Here is a 16,374-nt window from a genome sequence, read left to right as displayed (position 1 = left end):
TTTTATTGCCCCTTCTGGATGGCAAACAAGGATACTCGGAATTTTGAATAAATACACCCATATTTTAAGGGAGGTCATTATTTACGGGGCTTAAACTATGCTAAAGTGGCTGCAATTTCGTTGGCGAACAACCGTGATTTGATAATTATTGAGCCACCATTGCCAACCACTAAATCAAAATAATAACGACCAAAGGATTTCAATTATGGGCTGTTGCGACGCTCCGGGCTTAATGCCAATTGAAGAAGCACTAGATAAGCTGCTATCACCAATTAAACCAATCCAAACGACTTTATCTCTACCTCTTGCTGAAGCATTAGGTTATGTCCTTGCTGAAGATATTCTTTCCCCTATTTTCGTCCCTCCTTTTGATAACTCAGCAATGGATGGCTATGCATTGCGCTTAGCAGATCTAGAAAACGGTAAAGTACTACCATTAGCAGGCAAATCTTTTGCAGGCCAACCGTTCGAAGGTGAATGGCCAAGCAATACCTGTATTCGCATTATGACTGGCGCAAAGATCCCTGAAGGTTGTGACGCCGTTATCATGCAAGAAAATACGGCCGAAACTGAGGCTGGTATTGAGATTCAACAAGACAACATCAAGCTGAACAATAACATTCGCCCTACTGGTGACGACATCAAACAAGGCGATATCGTTCTTAGCCGCGGTGAGCGTTTAACACCTCGTGACATTCCAATGATTGCTTCATTGGGTGTGAGCCACGTGACAGTGTTACATAAGCCTAAAGTCGCTTTCTTCTCTACTGGCGATGAGCTAAAGCCATTAGGTCAACCTCTTGAAGACGGTCAGATCTACGACAGTAACCGTTACGGTATTAAACCATTAATCGAAGCCTTTGGTTGTGAAGCTATCGACTTGGGTATCATCCCAGATTGTCCTGCGACGCTTAAAGAAACCTTCGAAAGAGCACAGCAAATAGCAGACGTGGTTGTGACTTCTGGTGGCGTGAGTGTTGGTGAGGCGGATTACACCAAAGACATTTTGGAAGAGATCGGCCAAATCGGCTTCTGGAAACTGGCAATCAAACCGGGCAAACCGTTCGCATTCGGTGAATTAGATAACGCGTGGTTCTGTGGCTTACCGGGTAACCCAGTGTCGGCAATGATGACCATGTATGTTTTGGTTCAACCTATGCTGGCTAAGCTTTCAGGTCACACCGCATGGACGGCACCAGAGTCGATCCCTGCTATTACTAAATCTGCATTCAAAAAAGGCCCAGGCCGTACTGATTACCAACGTGGTATTTACTCGATTGAAAACGGTCAATTTGTTGTAGAAACAACAGGCAACCAAAGTTCAGGCGCTTTCCGCTCAATGAGCTTAGCAAACTGCTTTGTGGTTCTAGAGCGTGAACGTGGCCGTGTTGCAGTCGGTGAAACGGTTCAGATCCAACTGTTTAACTCGACGCTTTACTAACGAGGCTTACTGATGGAAATACTGTCTGACGCAGAGATGCTTCGCTACAACCGTCAAATCATCCTTAAACAGTTTGATTTTGAAGGCCAAGAAGCGCTAAAGCAGAGCTCAATCTTAGTATTAGGGGCTGGAGGCTTAGGTTGTGCCTCTGCTCAATACCTTGCGACTGCGGGTGTTGGTAAGCTGACACTGATCGACGATGATGTTGTTGAGCTTTCAAACCTGCAGCGACAGGTGCTTCACACCGATGCAGATATTGGTAAAAAGAAGGTGGATTCAGCCGCTGAATCGTTACAGGCACTGAACCCTCACCTGACGATTGAAACTGTTGACCACAGGCTTGATGACCAAGCACTTGGCAAGTTGATTGAAACACACTCGCTTGTTCTTGATGCCAGTGACAACGTTGAAACGCGCAATCAACTCAACCGCTTGTGTCACGCCTCTAAAACGCCACTCGTATCAGGTGCTGCGATTCGAATGGAAGGTCAGATTAGTGTGTTCACGTATCAAGACGCAGATGCACCGTGTTACCAGTGTTTGAGCGCCCTATTTGGCAACGCTGCACTAAGCTGTGTTGAAGCTGGTGTGATGGCGCCTGTTGTTGGTATGGTGGGCGCGGCTCAAGCTTTGGAAGCTATCAAGGTTATTGCTAAGTTTGGACAACCAAAACAAGGCAAGCTTTTAATTCTCGATGCCATGTCTCATAGCTGGCGTGAAATGAATTTAATGAAGATGCCTAATTGTTCGGTGTGTGGATAAGCTAAGTCCTATCCCCTCTTATCGAAAACCTAAGCCTTGACTAAAAGTCAGGGCTTTTTTAGAGATCAACATCAACTTCTCAAATCGCTTTATCAATTTGAAAGACTCTATGAGAGATTAATTTCATTTGAGTTCTCATTTTGAGAATACAATAAAAACCCCAGCACCCAAAAATATAAACAATAAAAATCAACAACTTAAAGTTGGCACGTAACTTGTAAAAGTATTTAGACCTTCCATGACAAGGATGTAAATATGAGAATTACAACGTTAAGTTTGCTATTAAGCGCGCCATTGGTCGCCAACGCAGCGCCCTTCGATACATGCCCTAGTAAGGCTTACCTCTTTCAATCGACCCCAGTGCAAGTTTGGGGGGTTAACCTAGTTACCGGCTCAACAACTCTGCTGGAAGACGACACGGGAATGAGCGCTAACATCAATGGTGTCGGTTTCGACTTTCAAGACAGATATATCTATGGCTATGACACAACCAACAAACGCTTAGTGCGCCTTGGACAGGATTTCCAAGCCGAAGTAATTAACGCTAGCGGCTTACCAACCGACCATACCTTCTATGTAGGCGATGTCTACGACCATGTTTACTACCTCTACCGCACCGGTAAGGGGCTGTTCACTGTTGATCTATCCCCTCTCGATTCAGATCCTAATGCAACTGTTACGGTCAACAAAATCGCAGGAAGCCCAGCAACTGTAAGATTGACTGATTTTGCCTTCCACCCAAGTGATGGCTCTTTATATGGTATCGACAATAACTCTGGTGGTTTGTACAGCTTCAATCCTACAACGGGTGCAGAAACCTACATCGGTGATACTGGAGAAACTGGCACATTCGGCGCAGGTTATTTCGATGTAAACGGCTACTACTACGTATCTCGAAATCAAGACGGTAAAATATACCGTATCAACTTATCTCCAGACAACGCGGCCAACATCGCAGCTGGGATTGTTCCTGCCGTTGAGTTTGTATCGAATGGCCCAGCTTCTGGCCAAAACGATGGTGCTCGCTGTGCTAATGCCCCAGTTGTTGATGAAGATTCAAATATCGACTTCGGTGACGCGCCAGATAGCTACCTGACTCTTCTAGCAAGTAATGGCCCTCGACATGAACTTGATGGCATCACATGGTTAGGTACAACACCTCCAGATGCGGATTTGGATGGTTATGTCACACCACAATCAGACGAAACCGTTGGAGTGGATGATGAATGGGCAAACGGAGGTATCGGTTTTGTTACCGCGCTTGAAGCCGGACTTGATTCAAAAGTTGTGATTGAAGCTTCAACGACCGGTTACCTTTCAGCTTGGATCGACTGGAACCAAGATGGCAGCTTCGATGGCGCCAACGAGCAGGTGTTTACAGATTACGCGCTCGATGCTGGTGAAAACGCACTGTTCCTTAATGTTGATATTAACGCACTGACTGGTACGACGTGGGCTCGATTTAGATTCAGCCAACAAACCAACCTAAGTTACTTTGGCGGTTCAACCTCTGGTGAGGTGGTCGATATTCAAGTCGATGTCCTTAACGATGGTGCCACCGCTCGTTACTTCCCAAGTGCTTCTGGCTACGCAACGCTCGCGTACGAAGATAACTGGCCATATAAAGCAGATTACGACATGAACGATGCTGTTCTTATGTATCGTATTACCGAGATCCTTAAAGATGGAAAAGTCGTCAAATCCACTATCGACGGACGGTTAGCTGCTGTCGGGGCATCGTACAGAAATGGTTTTGCTGTTCGACTTCCTAACTTAGACCCGAGCTTAGTAAGTAGTGGTAACTCTTACATGAAACACAACGGTGTATTCACTGACCTCGACTTAGAAGATGGACGTAGCGAAGCAATATTTGTAATCGCCAATGACCTGACAGAAAAAATCAGCACTGGCTGTACCTTCTACCGCACCAGTAATGGATGTAAAGAGGATGAGCAGTTCTCATTCCAAATTGGTATTACTTTAGCCGGTGACGGTGTGAGTACTGGCAGTTGGACCGATATGCCTTACGACCCGTTCATTTTTGCAACGCCTGGGTATTATCACGGTGAAAACCTACCTCTACATCCAGGGCGCAGCTGGGAGGTTCACTTGCCAGACCAAGCTCCAACCGAAGCCTTTGATACGGCTAATCTCTTTGAGGCAGGATTAGGTGTCGATGACAGTAACCCATCAACAGGTAAATATTTCAAAACAGCAGAGAATCACCCTTGGGCACTCATCATTACGTCAACCGATGAGTGGGAGTGGCCGCTAGAGTATGTGGATATTGTTACCGCTTACCCTGAGTTCATACAATACGCTGAGTCCGGTGGTGACACGAACCAAACATGGTATGAATCACCTGCAGACAACCAATGCTACGTGCCATAAGGAGAAACGTTATGAATACTCACAATAAACAATATCGAGAAACTCACTACGTTGATTCGAGTCACAATCTAGCTAAGGAAGATGGTATGTCTGCACACAGAACTTGGAACATGAAAAAATCGTTGGCTGTTATTCTCGCTGCCACTCCACTGATATTGGTTGGGTGTGGAGGCGGCGGTGGAGGTGGCGGCAGTGCATCGACACCATCTCCAGCAACACCGTCGACGCCAGCAGCGCCTTCAAATCCAGTAACAGGAACGACATCTTCAGCGACAAGTGCAGCAGCGGCACCAATCTATACAATGAGTGATGTGGTTGTGCCCGATGGCTTTGATTACAGCTCTGTTGAGCAGTTTGATCTCGACATCGACATCAGTAGCATTTCTACCGCTCGCTCATTTGTCACTGTTTATAGCCGTTTCAGCACACGAGATGACTCTACCTTAAAACCAGACTACTCAAGTAAAGTGATTGCTGGCTCATTAAACAACGGAGTCTTCGCGTCTAACTTTACGGCTCCAGTCAATCACGACTCATTGTTAGTCGAAATTTGGTTTTATGATGGTCAACCGCCATTACAACAAGTGGTATCAAGCAGTGATTCCCAGATCGTTTGGTAATCGGCGGAGACAGTTTGGTCGTAAACAGATGAAAAACTGATTCTGTATCAATCCAAAGTGAGCAGCGATGCTCACTTTTTGGTCGTATAAGAATGGATAGCCACTCAAACTTTCTGATTGATTACATTCACTTTACTGCCAATCTGACTTATCTTTTCAAGATTACCTTCAAAGACTTACTCCCATGAAACAGTTAAAAATAGGTCTCTTTATATTGATGTGCGGTGTGGGGGTGCTATTGGCCCTTACCTATTTACCGCTAACATCTGAGACGGGACAACGCATTCAAGCCAAAGTAATTTCGAACACGCTCACTCAGTCCTTAGATGGACACAGGCGTTATCTTACGGTTCAGACAAAAGATAATGACGTATTTCGCGTCTCTATTACTCCAACCACAGACTGCCCTATTGATTCTGTGGTCGCGCTTGATACATTAAACAATCAAATAACCGGACAAAGCAGTTATCAGTTCATCCACTGTCGAGCTGCACAGTAGTAATCGACGCAACAACTGTATTCGCAAAAGCAACAGTAATCTCTCTAACACGGTATTCGCTAAAACAGCAGTGATCTCTCTAACAATAAGAATCGCTATAACAACAAGAATGGATATAACAATAATGAATCAGCCACTCATCTCACCAGAACAACTTCAACAACGTTTGCTAGAAAAAGACAACATCATCCTCCTCGACGCCAGTATCGAATTTCAGATTCCAAGTGAGTCAGAAAAGATCAAAGGACAAATGATTCCTGGCGCGATTCGTTTTGATTACGACAAAGACTTTTGTAATAAGCACACTCTGCTTCCTCACATGTTCCCGACAGAAAAACAATTCAACATACGTGCACAAGAAATTGGCATCAATCAAGACAGTACGATCGTGGTTTACGATAACGCCGGAACCTTCGCTTCGCCCCGTGCGTGGTGGATGTTTATGGCAATGGGACACAACAACGTATACATCTTAGATGGTGGTTTACCAGCGTGGATCGAAGCCGGTTACGCGACAGAGACTGACTATCGAACCGAAGTGAAAACGGGCAACTTTGAAGGCAATATTCAAGACAACTATTTTGTAAGTGCTCATCAGATTGAAAGTTACTCAACTAACAAGAGCGCAAACATTGTCGATGCGCGTTCTCAAGCTCGCTTCGATTCAGAAGTTCCTGAACCACGTGAAGGTTTACGCAGTGGCCACATCCCAAACTCAGTTTGCTTACCGTTCGCTCAGGTATTAAATGATGGCAAATTAAGAACTCAACAAGAGTTAATTGAGATATTTTCCACCATAGAGATCGCCCCTTCTCAACCTATGTTCTTTAGCTGTGGCTCTGGAGTAACAGCCTGCATCATATTATTGGCCGCGAAACTCGCTGGCTATACAGGTGAAATGGGCGTTTACGATGGCTCATGGACTGAGTGGGGCGCTAACGAGAAGCTACCTATCGCCATAACTGAAAAGTAATTAAACTTCACTTAGTGCCACTGTTAATCTTACTGCTAGAACATACTACGTGCGCATAAGAAGCTTATTCACAGTGAGAATAAAACCTCATGGAGTAAGCTTTTTACTCTGTAGCTAACGGCTACCTCCGCTTAAAGCCAGAGCTCGATTAGCGTTACTGCTATAAACGACGACTGTTTGCTAACTATAAACTGTGATTAACCATGGGTTATTTGTCATCAAAATTCTGAATACTAATATTTCGCTCAAGAATCTCTGCTCGTAGTCGTTACACTATTTAATCATTAATACTTTCATTATTGATATTTGTATCCTTCGTTGCATGAATCACGCTGACAATCCACTAGTTTGTCACTTGCTCTCTGTTTAAGTAGTAATTAACAAAAGGCATCTCATGGCTCTATTTAAGAAAAATATCTGGTCGCTGTATGTTCTGATCGTACTGCTTACCCTGATACTTTTCGCTGTGTTGGGCATAAGTAAGTGGCAAGCAAACAGAGACGATTTCACTGAGCAACAGCACATTCAGGTAGAACTTTTTTCTAGCTCTGTTAGCTCGCTGATGACCAGCCAAGAAGCACTACTTGAAGTTGTTGGGCACCAGTTAGCCCAACAATCTGACTTTACTCGCACGGCTTCTATCCAGATTCGACCAATATTAGATAAGCTACTTGATACTCACCCCGCGATAGCCGCATTTGGGTTACTTAATCCTGAAGGTGATTACCTTGCAATTAGCTCGAACCTACAGCTATCCGATCAGCATAATTTGCTTAACGACTCATACACCAGAGATTCATTTCTCGAGGCCATGTCTAGCGAAAAAATGGTGTTGGGACGTACCTATTTCCAGGACTCACTTAACAGCCTAGTAATTCCGCTAAGAAAGTCGATTTCAATCGATGGCAAGCACGTCGATGCAGTCATGACTGCGGGTTTGCGTTTGGACAGTACGATCGTATTCGAAAGCAACGCACACGCAGGTAGCTACAACACGTTAACCCTGCTTAGAACAGACAACTATCGTCAGTTCTTTTCTAGCGACATCGAATCTCTTGACGCCTATTTGAAACCTGTTGCTAACGACCTGATGAAACGCATTACCAAAAATTTTTTAGAACAAGTGAATGTCAGTGTCAAAGAAGCAAAAACCGGTAAAGACACGTACTCTTTCAGTATCAGTGACGACACATACCACTCGCTCGTTAGCGCTAAATACATTCCAGACTACAAGCTTTGGGTGGTCGGCCGTACAGACCTATCGCACGTCGATGTCATATTCGTAAAAGAGTTTGGCATTCTTTTTGTTGCCTTTATTTTTCTTCAATTTGGTTTCTACTTTTTAGTAAAATCGATTGCCAAAAACGAACAACACACTCGAAGCCAACTCATCTACCAAGCGAATCATGACCCGTTAACCTCTCTACCCAACCGTTTATACATGCGTAGAAACATTGGTAAATGGATTGAAGATGAGTCAGAGTCGTTCTCACTATTGTTCATCGATATCGATAACTTCAAGTGCGTCAACGATACCCACGGACACGACTTCGGTGACAAGGTGCTCAAGCAAATCGCTTTACGTTTGATGAGATTCCGCTCTCGAGTCAGCCTTTTAGTGCGCGAATCCAGTGATGAGTTTTTATTCTTAACGCCTTTATCGAATGAAGTTGAAATTAAACGACTCGCCAAGCGGATTATTGAAGTGCTGTCTCAACCTTATGAAGTCGAAAGCGCGCAGTTCTTGTTAGGTTGCAGCATTGGCGTAGCACGTTTTCCTGAACACGGAAAAGATTTAGATAGCCTGTTACGCTCTGCCGACATTTCGATGTACAAAGCGAAGCAGCAGCAAAACTCGTACAGTATTTTTACAACAGAAATGCAAGACGCTCACCTCTACAAAATGAAAGTAGAACAGAGGCTACGTATCGCGATCGAAAAACAAACTCTGTTCATGGTTTTCCAACCACTGGTCCGTGCTGATGAAAGTATTCACGGTGTAGAAGCACTCGTTCGCTGGATTGATGACGAGCTGGGTTTCGTTCCACCAGATGTCTTTATACCGGTGGCTGAAAACACTGGCTTAATGCAAAAGCTCGGCACTTTTATTATTGAGTCCAGCATTATGCAGATCGCCCATTTGCACCGAACGACGGAACAAAAAATCGGGCTTTCGATCAACATATCTGTTCGACAGTTTTCTCACCGATCTTTCTCTGAGCATTTATTTACAACGCTGGAGAGGTATCAGCTCTCCGCAAGTTGTCTAACATTAGAGATCACTGAAAGCCTGTTCATTGAAGACTTAGACATAGTAAAACCTATTTTTGAGGCCTTACACGAAAAGAATATTAAAATATCTTTAGATGACTTCGGTACAGGCTATTCATCACTAAGCATGTTAAAAGCACTCCCTATCGATGAGCTTAAAATCGATAAGAGCTTTATTGAGAACATTTCAGTCGATCAACAGTCTCTTACCATGGTTCAAAACATCATCGCGATAGGTAAGAATTTCGGCATGGTGGTATTGGCTGAAGGCGTAGAATCGAACGAGCACTTCGCGATTCTAAAGGCATGTGGATGTGACTTAATGCAAGGCTATTACTTCTCTCGTCCTATTCCTTACGGTGAGTTGTACGAATTTTTATCTCCAGCCTCAGTCAAGGAAGTCGAACTGGCATAAACCGCAAGTTAACCAATAGCACCACTATTTCTACCCCTGGCTATTACGACCTCAGAGTCTAATGAACCAAGAAAGTGAATTTACTGCCATGCCCCCTCAAAAGCATGGAGGTATTCAAATATAACTCAACCTGGATTCGGTAAGTTTCTACGCCATAAGTCACTATCTAGCGTTTTTTGATACCCATAGTCATACAATTTCTGCACATACTCTAAACTGAATGAACTTAGATCATCCTTCGAAAAATCATCATCGATATAGGCAAGATTAAAACCAATTTGGTTACGCTCACTGTAGTTATAAATATGCTCTATATCACCGATACTTTGACGACGAATCAATATTGATAACGCACGATAAGAAACTGATGTTAAGCCATTCTCTATCTCTTCAAACTCAGGTTTAAGAAAACCATTACGTATAACGTAAATGTTCTTTTCTATATTTTTGGGAACAAAGGTTTTTTGGAAACCCTGTGGAATAAGAAAGACTTGCCTTGAAACACCTCCATCCACATGCAATTCGTCGACCGTTCCCCCTCGATATGGCAATGTAATTCGAGTGGCAGGGAATAGCCCAGGAACGGCACTGCTCGCAATAATGATATCTTGTATCAACTGTTGGGCTTGAGGCGTTCCGATCTGGGCAATTTTTCCAACGTCCCAAATCGCCATTTTTTCATTGTCTAAGCTTGTTGTCGCGATAAGTAATATCCGCCCTTTGCTTCTCTCAACAGCAAGTTGATTGACCATTATAGCGTCGACAGCATCACGGACTTTGAATTCAAAACCACTAACATCCACCATTGAATTTCGAAAAGGTAACTGAAAAATTGAGTTACGTTTAAACATTTCATCGGCTGTCGTTCGCGTATAGTAACCCTTCAGTTTTTGATCGTATTCACTGCCTAAAAATGCAAATATCGACACAATCGCACCCGTTGATACACCTGTAACAACATCAAATTCGGGTCGAGTTCCACTCTCACTCCAAGCGTTCAAAACGCCCGCGGAGAAAGCCCCATTAAACCCACCCCCTGACAGCGCAAGATGGTTTACCTGCCCGGACTTGTTACTGTGTTCAACAAGAGATTCTATAGCGTGACTAAAGTCGTAATTATCAGTCGAGATAACGGACTCATCCCAAAACCTCAAACCCGGCGTGTCTAAGGGGTTTAACTGCTCGGAATTTAATAAGACGTTACGTTCAGGTGTATAGGCGCAACCCGATACCAACAACACGAATATTACGATCATGAACAACGCAGGTTTTGGTGTCATCAATGCAGTGTCTCTTTCAGGCGGCTTATACAGCACGATTTACCACCTTATACTCGAGTATTTTCTGCATCAATAAGATAAATAGAGCGCTGATCACTACTGCGATAAAAATAGAGCTAAATCGATATAAAATCGAGAAAAAGGCATCTTGTTCACCGGGAATAAGCACGGTTGTCAACGGCACCGTTAATGAAGCCATCGCAGAAGATGCTAAGGCCGACTTGAGCTTGCCTTGTGTGTGCCAATAACAAAATGGTCCCATCGCAATCGTGAATAAAAGCCAGTATAAAAATGCATTTTCGTACCATTGCCCTAATGTTAACTGCACCACTAAGCCTGCAGCACATCCTGCGGCAGTACCAATCACTCTCACTTTGGCCATATCGACCGCGCCAGTACAAGTTAAAGGAGCTAAAATCACCAATATTGATGCGTAAGCCGCTGATGAGTCATACAGATCGACGACTTGGAAAACAATAAAAGATAGCATCACGACAACCCAAATCACCATGATTTGCGTGACGTCATACTGAATAGGGAGTTCTACCTCACCTTTCAGATTATCAGCGGGTTGATCTTGCTGTTGTTGATGTACTTCTTGCCGTTGCTGATATTGCTCATCACAAATCGGATCAGGAAAGAGCCAATACGCTATTGAACAGATAACAATATTCAATAAGCAATAAACCCCAATAGTAATAGAGATCTGCTCGACATCGATAAAATCATAGCTACTTAGATGCAGTAATATAGAGACAACAATTAAGCCCATATAACCGACGACAAAAGTCTGCTTTTTTGTCATGGCGATACATTTAAACAAGAACATCACGGCCACAGCAGTCAGTAAAATAGGGGGATAGCTACCTAATACTCCCCACAACACATTGGCCTGAATGATTGACCAAATAGCACTGACGAAAATGATCAGTAACAATGGCAAGTTCAAGCTATCGCTGATACTAAGGACAAAAAGAGGCAGCAAAATTGCCAAGAAACCCAGCTCCCAACCCATGGCCATACTAACAGCCAGACCAAAAGAACAACCAAACCATATTCGAAGTGTCTTCATCGCAACCGCCTAATAGATGAAATGAAACCAACTAATCAAACGGATACGCGTTTTTGCTACGAATCGCCAAAAACGGTTGTCGTTTGAATATAAAGCAAGCGTTGCGCGCGAACCTACGAATAACGGGCTTGGCAGTGCATCATCGCTTTGTAGGTTAATTCGAGTGCGCTGTGCATCTCGTACCCAACGGTTGTTCCCTTCAATCTGAGTCAAAGTACCATTTGGATTTTGGTGTCCAGAAGCGACACCTAAGTCTCGACTCGCTACGCTGTAGTCAAAGATCTTCCCGGGATGAGCATCAAACGTAACCAGCGCTCGATAACTTTCTTGAACGTGAGCTACTGATTTTTCTCTGAAGTCTGCAGCGACCCACATAGAACCGTCAGAGATTAAGGTAATCAGCGGCATATTCGCGTTCGCCATTGCGCCAACTTCTAAACGCAAGTTAGTCACTACCCCCGCACTTTGTGAACGTACCGTCGTATTAGTCAAATCAAGCTTTGCTTGTCTTACACGGTTTTCAGCTAACAAGACATCTGTTGTTGGTATACCCGGCTCTCCTAGGCGCGCAACTAAAGTACCAAGATGATGTTGCTCAATTTCAAGAACTGAACTTGCCACTTGATACTGCTTGAACACATTATCCAAATTCGATTTTGATACGGCTTGGCTCTTAGCAAGCTCAGCAACTCGTTGGTAATCTGCACGCGCGTTTTCGTAGCCTGCTTCAGCTCTGGAGATACTGGCCATCGCCATCTTCTTTTGAGCGTATAGAGATCTTTCCTGCTCTTGAGCTGCTTTCAATGCGAGTTCAGCTTGCTCTAGTGCTATAACATATTTACCAGGGTCAAGAACAAACAAGATATCGTCCTTTTCTACCGCTTCGTTGTTTTTGACGAGGACTTCTGTGACCCTGCTAGTCACTTCAGGCGCGACTTGCACAACTTGACCATAAACACGTCCCTCTGTCGTAAAAGGAGCTCGACGATCAGCGACAATTAAATACACAAACGAGACAATAAACACGCTACCCAAAATTTTCATGACGCGTTGAAATACTTGCTTTTGCTGCATGATTTATCCTAAGCCTAAAGATTTTGTGCAATTATAGTCATAACAAGGTCATTCTGGTATGCTCATAAAAAGCCCCCATTTGAGCTAAAAATAGAACAATGAAAGCAAATTTTGACGATATCCGACTTTTTTCACAAGTCGTACTTCATGGCGGAATAAGTGCTGCAGCTAAAGCAAACGATATGCAGCGTTCCAAGGTCAGTCGTCGCCTAAAAGCTTTAGAATTTTCGTTGGGTTCAGAGTTGCTTATTCGCACGACACGCAATATTGAATTGACAGAATCTGGGAGACATTTTTACGAATTGGTGGCTAAGCAGGTTTATCATATCGAACAAGGAGTAGAAGCTTTACAGGAGAGCCAGAGAGATTTTAATGGTCTTTTACGTCTTGCGATTCCTTCGGCTTTGATGAGCTCAAGCATCTTTAACTCAACTATTGACGACTACTCAGCACAATTTCCCAACGTACAAATAGAAATTGAAAATCACCAAGACAGTGTAGATTTAAAACGATATGGTTTTGATCTACAAATACTACCTAATGTTGTTGAAGTCATTGATGATAGTTATATTCAGTTTAACTTACTGCAGTACGGATCTCGGCTCGTAGCAACCAAAAAATACCTAGAATCTCACCCATTCTGTGATACGTTAAATGACCTAAAACTCCATCGCATTTTATCCAATAGATACAGTGCAGACTTTCTTGATAAGTCCATTAAAATACACTTAAAATCTGATGACCTAAACCTCTTACTCAAGTTAGCCTTACAACACCGCGGTATTGCTTTTCTACCTGATATATACCTGACACGTTCGGTTGACGATTCGAGCCTAGTACATGTATTACCCGATGTTGTTTTCCCAAAATTGAGCTTAACTATGCTCTACCCGTCTGCCAATTCTTTATCAAAAAAGACCCGTTCCTTTATCGACTTATTCAAGCTCAATTTAGAACAGAGTATTTCAATAGGTTAGAGGTCTCCCTGACTATAATAAAGTTAATTTTATCAGTGTTTTACATCTAAATTATAAACAGAAATGCAAAACAGGAACCTAGATAGATTCCCGTTTTAGTAACGAATGAAGCTCATTTTCGTAAGAACAACAAGGGATAGGACAATAAAGTATATCTCCTTTGTCTTCTCTTTAGTTTTTATCAATCAGTTCAACATGCTTCATTTGCTCATCCAAGTTAAGTACCGTTAATGCATTACTTACACTGGTCGCAATCACGTCAACCACTCCAGTTCTTAACGCACCTAATAGAGCTAATGGCTTACTGTTCTCGGCAGCGATGGCGATTACATCAGCGATAGGACGGAACTCTTCCAAGGCCAAACCAATCACACGGTCACTCATTACTGTATTTGCAGCTTTACCGTGAACGTCGAAAAAGTCATAACCCGCAAAGTCACCGACGACACCTTGTAGTAAACGAGACTGTACTACCTCACCCGCGGTAAACCAGCCTAAGTCGACCATATAGCTGTTTTCACTCATATCACCGATACCCACTAATGCGACATCCGCTTTACGAGCTAGATCGAGTGTTTGCTTAACAGTACTGTTTTCCATGAACGCGGATTTTTGTGCTTTGTTTTCAGCATAAGCAGGCGCGTACAAGGTTTCAGATGATCCGCCGTACTTCTTAGCTAGCTGTCTGCATATATGGTCGGCGTTAAACATACCGCCTCTTGGGTGAATGCCGCCGATACCACATACGAATTTACAGTCACGTGGGGTAATTACGCCAGTATGGTGAGCAACAGACGATACGTTTCGACCTTGGCCAACCGTGACTACCATGCCGTTTTTTAAGGTGCTCGTCAGATAGTTAGAGACTAAACCAGCCACTTGCAGTCGTTGCTTCTCTTCATTCGGTTGGTCTAATGCAACAAGTGCACGCTTAACACCAAATCGTTCGATCAAACGTTGTTCGATCTTCGCGCTGAATACTGGGTGGTATTTCACGGTGATCTCGACAATCCCTTCATCGCGGGCTTGCTTGAGCATTCGACCAACCTTTGCACGAGAGATAGAGAACTTTTTAGAGATCTCTTCCTGGGTGGCACCATCTTGATAGTAAGCAACGGCTACTTCAGTGAGGAGATCAGTGTTTTCTTCGGAAACATCTTGGATATTCTTACTCATATACCACTCAACCAATATTTAACAATTATTTTACCTGCTGTACTTCCTAATATAGGAGAGCTCAGTAAGTGATACACAAGCTTACACCCTGAACATATGTAACAACAAGGAACATTTGCTCAGCGTCATAACCATAGTTTCGTTGTTGATTAATTCACCTCACTTTGTTCGTTAAACGTTTGCTTGCATACCCCATGATTACTAGAGCGAAATATATTTGACTGAAGTCACCATACGGCACTATTTACCGTTGACTTTGGGGCTAGATCGGATAAATATGGCTACATCATTTACTCATCGAGCGAACAAATGTTCTGTGCAAATGTTCGTTCGGAGAAAAATTTAAATTAATGTAAGTTAGGCTCACTGGTACAACCATGAGGAACTTCATTAGTTCGCTTGCAAATGCCCACACCTCTCCCATTAAAGAGGTGTTCTGCGATACATAGGATGATCAAAATGAGCAATAAATTAGAGCAACTTCGTAAACTAACAACTGTTGTAGCTGACACTGGCGATATCGAAGCTATCAGCAAGTACACTCCGGAAGATGCAACAACTAACCCATCTCTAATTCTTAAAGCCGCTCAAATTGCTGAGTACGCACCTCTAATCGATGCTTCTATCGAATACGCTAAAGCGCAAAGCGCTGATAAAGCACAACAAGTTCAAGACACTTGTGACATGCTTAACGTGAACATCGGTAAAGAAATCCTTAACGTTGTACCTGGCCGTATCTCTACTGAAGTAGATGCTCGTCTTTCTTACGACATGGAAGGCAGCGTTGCTAAAGCTCGTCAACTTATCAAAATGTACAACGACGCTGGCATCACTAACGACCGCATCCTTATCAAACTGGCTTCTACTTGGGAAGGCATCCGTGCTGCTGAAATCCTAGAGAAAGAAGGCATCAACTGTAACCTAACGCTTCTATTCTCTTTCGCTCAAGCTCGCGCTTGTGCTGAAGCTGGCGTATTCCTTATCTCTCCTTTCGTTGGTCGCATCATGGACTGGTACAAAGCGAAAGAAGGCCGTGATTTCGAAGCTTCAGAAGATCCAGGCGTAATCTCTGTTTCAGAGATCTACAACTACTACAAAGAGCACGGCTACAAGACTGTTGTTATGGGCGCAAGCTTCCGTAACATCGGCGAGATCCTTGAACTTGCTGGTTGTGACCGTCTAACTATCGCTCCTCAACTTCTAGCTGACCTAGAAGCAGCTGAAGGCGAAGTAGTAGAAAAGCTAATCGACTCTAACGGTACTAAAGAGCGTCCTGCTGCAATGACTCACGCTGAGTTCCTATGGGATCACAACCAAGACCCAATGGCTGTAGAGAAGCTAGCTGAAGGCATCCGTAACTTCGCCGTTGACCAAGGCAAACTAGAAGACATGATCGCAGCTAAGCTGTAATCACTACCGAATA

General features: G+C 43.6%; 13 protein-coding genes. 9 read left to right on the top strand and 4 right to left on the bottom strand.

The annotated features are described in order from the left end of the window. The first annotated feature begins 205 nt into the window (after window positions 1-205). The 7 genes from moeA (at window position 206) to DUN60_RS19460 (ending at window position 9,372) form a co-directional block, all read left to right on the top strand. Window positions 206-1,441, top strand: coding sequence for a molybdopterin molybdotransferase MoeA (moeA, locus tag DUN60_RS19490; RefSeq protein ID WP_114635113.1), 1,236 nt, complete (start codon window positions 206-208; stop codon window positions 1,439-1,441). A gap of 12 nt (window positions 1,442-1,453) precedes the next feature. Further along, the gene (gene moeB / locus DUN60_RS19485) at window positions 1,454-2,203 is read left to right on the top strand and encodes a molybdopterin-synthase adenylyltransferase MoeB (RefSeq protein ID WP_054545642.1); all 750 of its coding nucleotides are present in this window, start codon (window positions 1,454-1,456) and stop codon (window positions 2,201-2,203) included. Window positions 2,204-2,458: 255 nt separating this feature from the next. Continuing rightward, window positions 2,459-4,594 (top strand): LruC domain-containing protein, encoded by a 2,136-nt coding sequence (locus tag DUN60_RS19480; protein WP_114635111.1) that lies wholly within the window; start codon window positions 2,459-2,461, stop codon window positions 4,592-4,594. An 11-nt stretch (window positions 4,595-4,605) separates the two neighbouring features. Next, complete coding sequence (locus tag DUN60_RS19475) at window positions 4,606-5,214, top strand: hypothetical protein (RefSeq protein ID WP_114635109.1); 609 nt, start codon at window positions 4,606-4,608, stop codon at window positions 5,212-5,214. A 184-nt stretch (window positions 5,215-5,398) separates the two neighbouring features. Beyond that, window positions 5,399-5,713, top strand: coding sequence for a hypothetical protein (locus tag DUN60_RS19470; RefSeq protein WP_114635106.1), 315 nt, complete (start codon window positions 5,399-5,401; stop codon window positions 5,711-5,713). A 124-nt stretch (window positions 5,714-5,837) separates the two neighbouring features. Next, entirely contained in the window at window positions 5,838-6,686 is an 849-nt protein-coding gene (locus DUN60_RS19465) for a sulfurtransferase (protein ID WP_114635104.1), read from the top strand. Between the two features lie 394 nt (window positions 6,687-7,080). Then, window positions 7,081-9,372, top strand: coding sequence for a putative bifunctional diguanylate cyclase/phosphodiesterase (locus tag DUN60_RS19460; protein WP_114635102.1), 2,292 nt, complete (start codon window positions 7,081-7,083; stop codon window positions 9,370-9,372). Window positions 9,373-9,497: 125 nt separating this feature from the next. Here DUN60_RS19460 and DUN60_RS19455 read toward each other — a convergent pair whose 3' ends face one another. The 3 genes from DUN60_RS19455 to DUN60_RS19445 are packed head-to-tail and all read right to left on the bottom strand — an operon-like array spanning window position 9,498 to window position 12,798. Then, window positions 9,498-10,688 carry a patatin-like phospholipase family protein gene (locus DUN60_RS19455; protein ID WP_054545648.1) on the bottom strand — a complete coding sequence of 397 codons (1,191 nt, stop codon included), beginning with the start codon at window positions 10,686-10,688 and terminating at the stop codon, window positions 9,498-9,500. Continuing rightward, window positions 10,678-11,724 (bottom strand): DUF2955 domain-containing protein, encoded by a 1,047-nt coding sequence (locus DUN60_RS19450; protein ID WP_054545649.1) that lies wholly within the window; start codon window positions 11,722-11,724, stop codon window positions 10,678-10,680. The genes DUN60_RS19455 and DUN60_RS19450 overlap by 11 nt, the downstream gene beginning before the upstream one ends. Window positions 11,725-11,733: 9 nt before the next feature. Next, a complete protein-coding gene (locus DUN60_RS19445; RefSeq protein WP_054545650.1) occupies window positions 11,734-12,798 on the bottom strand; it encodes an HlyD family secretion protein in 1,065 nt (354 codons plus the stop codon). A 98-nt stretch (window positions 12,799-12,896) separates the two neighbouring features. Between DUN60_RS19445 and DUN60_RS19440 the strand changes: the two genes are divergently transcribed. After that, on the top strand, window positions 12,897-13,775 hold the full coding sequence (locus DUN60_RS19440) for a LysR family transcriptional regulator (protein WP_114635100.1): 879 nt from the start codon (window positions 12,897-12,899) through the stop codon (window positions 13,773-13,775). A gap of 171 nt (window positions 13,776-13,946) precedes the next feature. On the opposite strand, the gene DUN60_RS19435 is transcribed toward DUN60_RS19440, so the two are convergent. Then, on the bottom strand, window positions 13,947-14,951 hold the full coding sequence (locus DUN60_RS19435) for a sugar-binding transcriptional regulator (RefSeq protein ID WP_017075438.1): 1,005 nt from the start codon (window positions 14,949-14,951) through the stop codon (window positions 13,947-13,949). A 459-nt stretch (window positions 14,952-15,410) separates the two neighbouring features. Between DUN60_RS19435 and tal the strand changes: the two genes are divergently transcribed. Beyond that, on the top strand, window positions 15,411-16,361 hold the full coding sequence (gene tal / locus DUN60_RS19430) for a transaldolase (RefSeq protein ID WP_029222135.1): 951 nt from the start codon (window positions 15,411-15,413) through the stop codon (window positions 16,359-16,361). Window positions 16,362-16,374 lie beyond the last annotated feature (13 nt).

The sequence above is a fragment of the Vibrio splendidus genome (genome assembly GCF_003345295.1).
GTDB lineage: Bacteria > Pseudomonadota > Gammaproteobacteria > Enterobacterales > Vibrionaceae > Vibrio > Vibrio splendidus_K.
The sequence above is the reverse complement of the archived record's forward strand: the minus strand, read 5'-3'. Positions and strand labels throughout refer to the sequence as shown.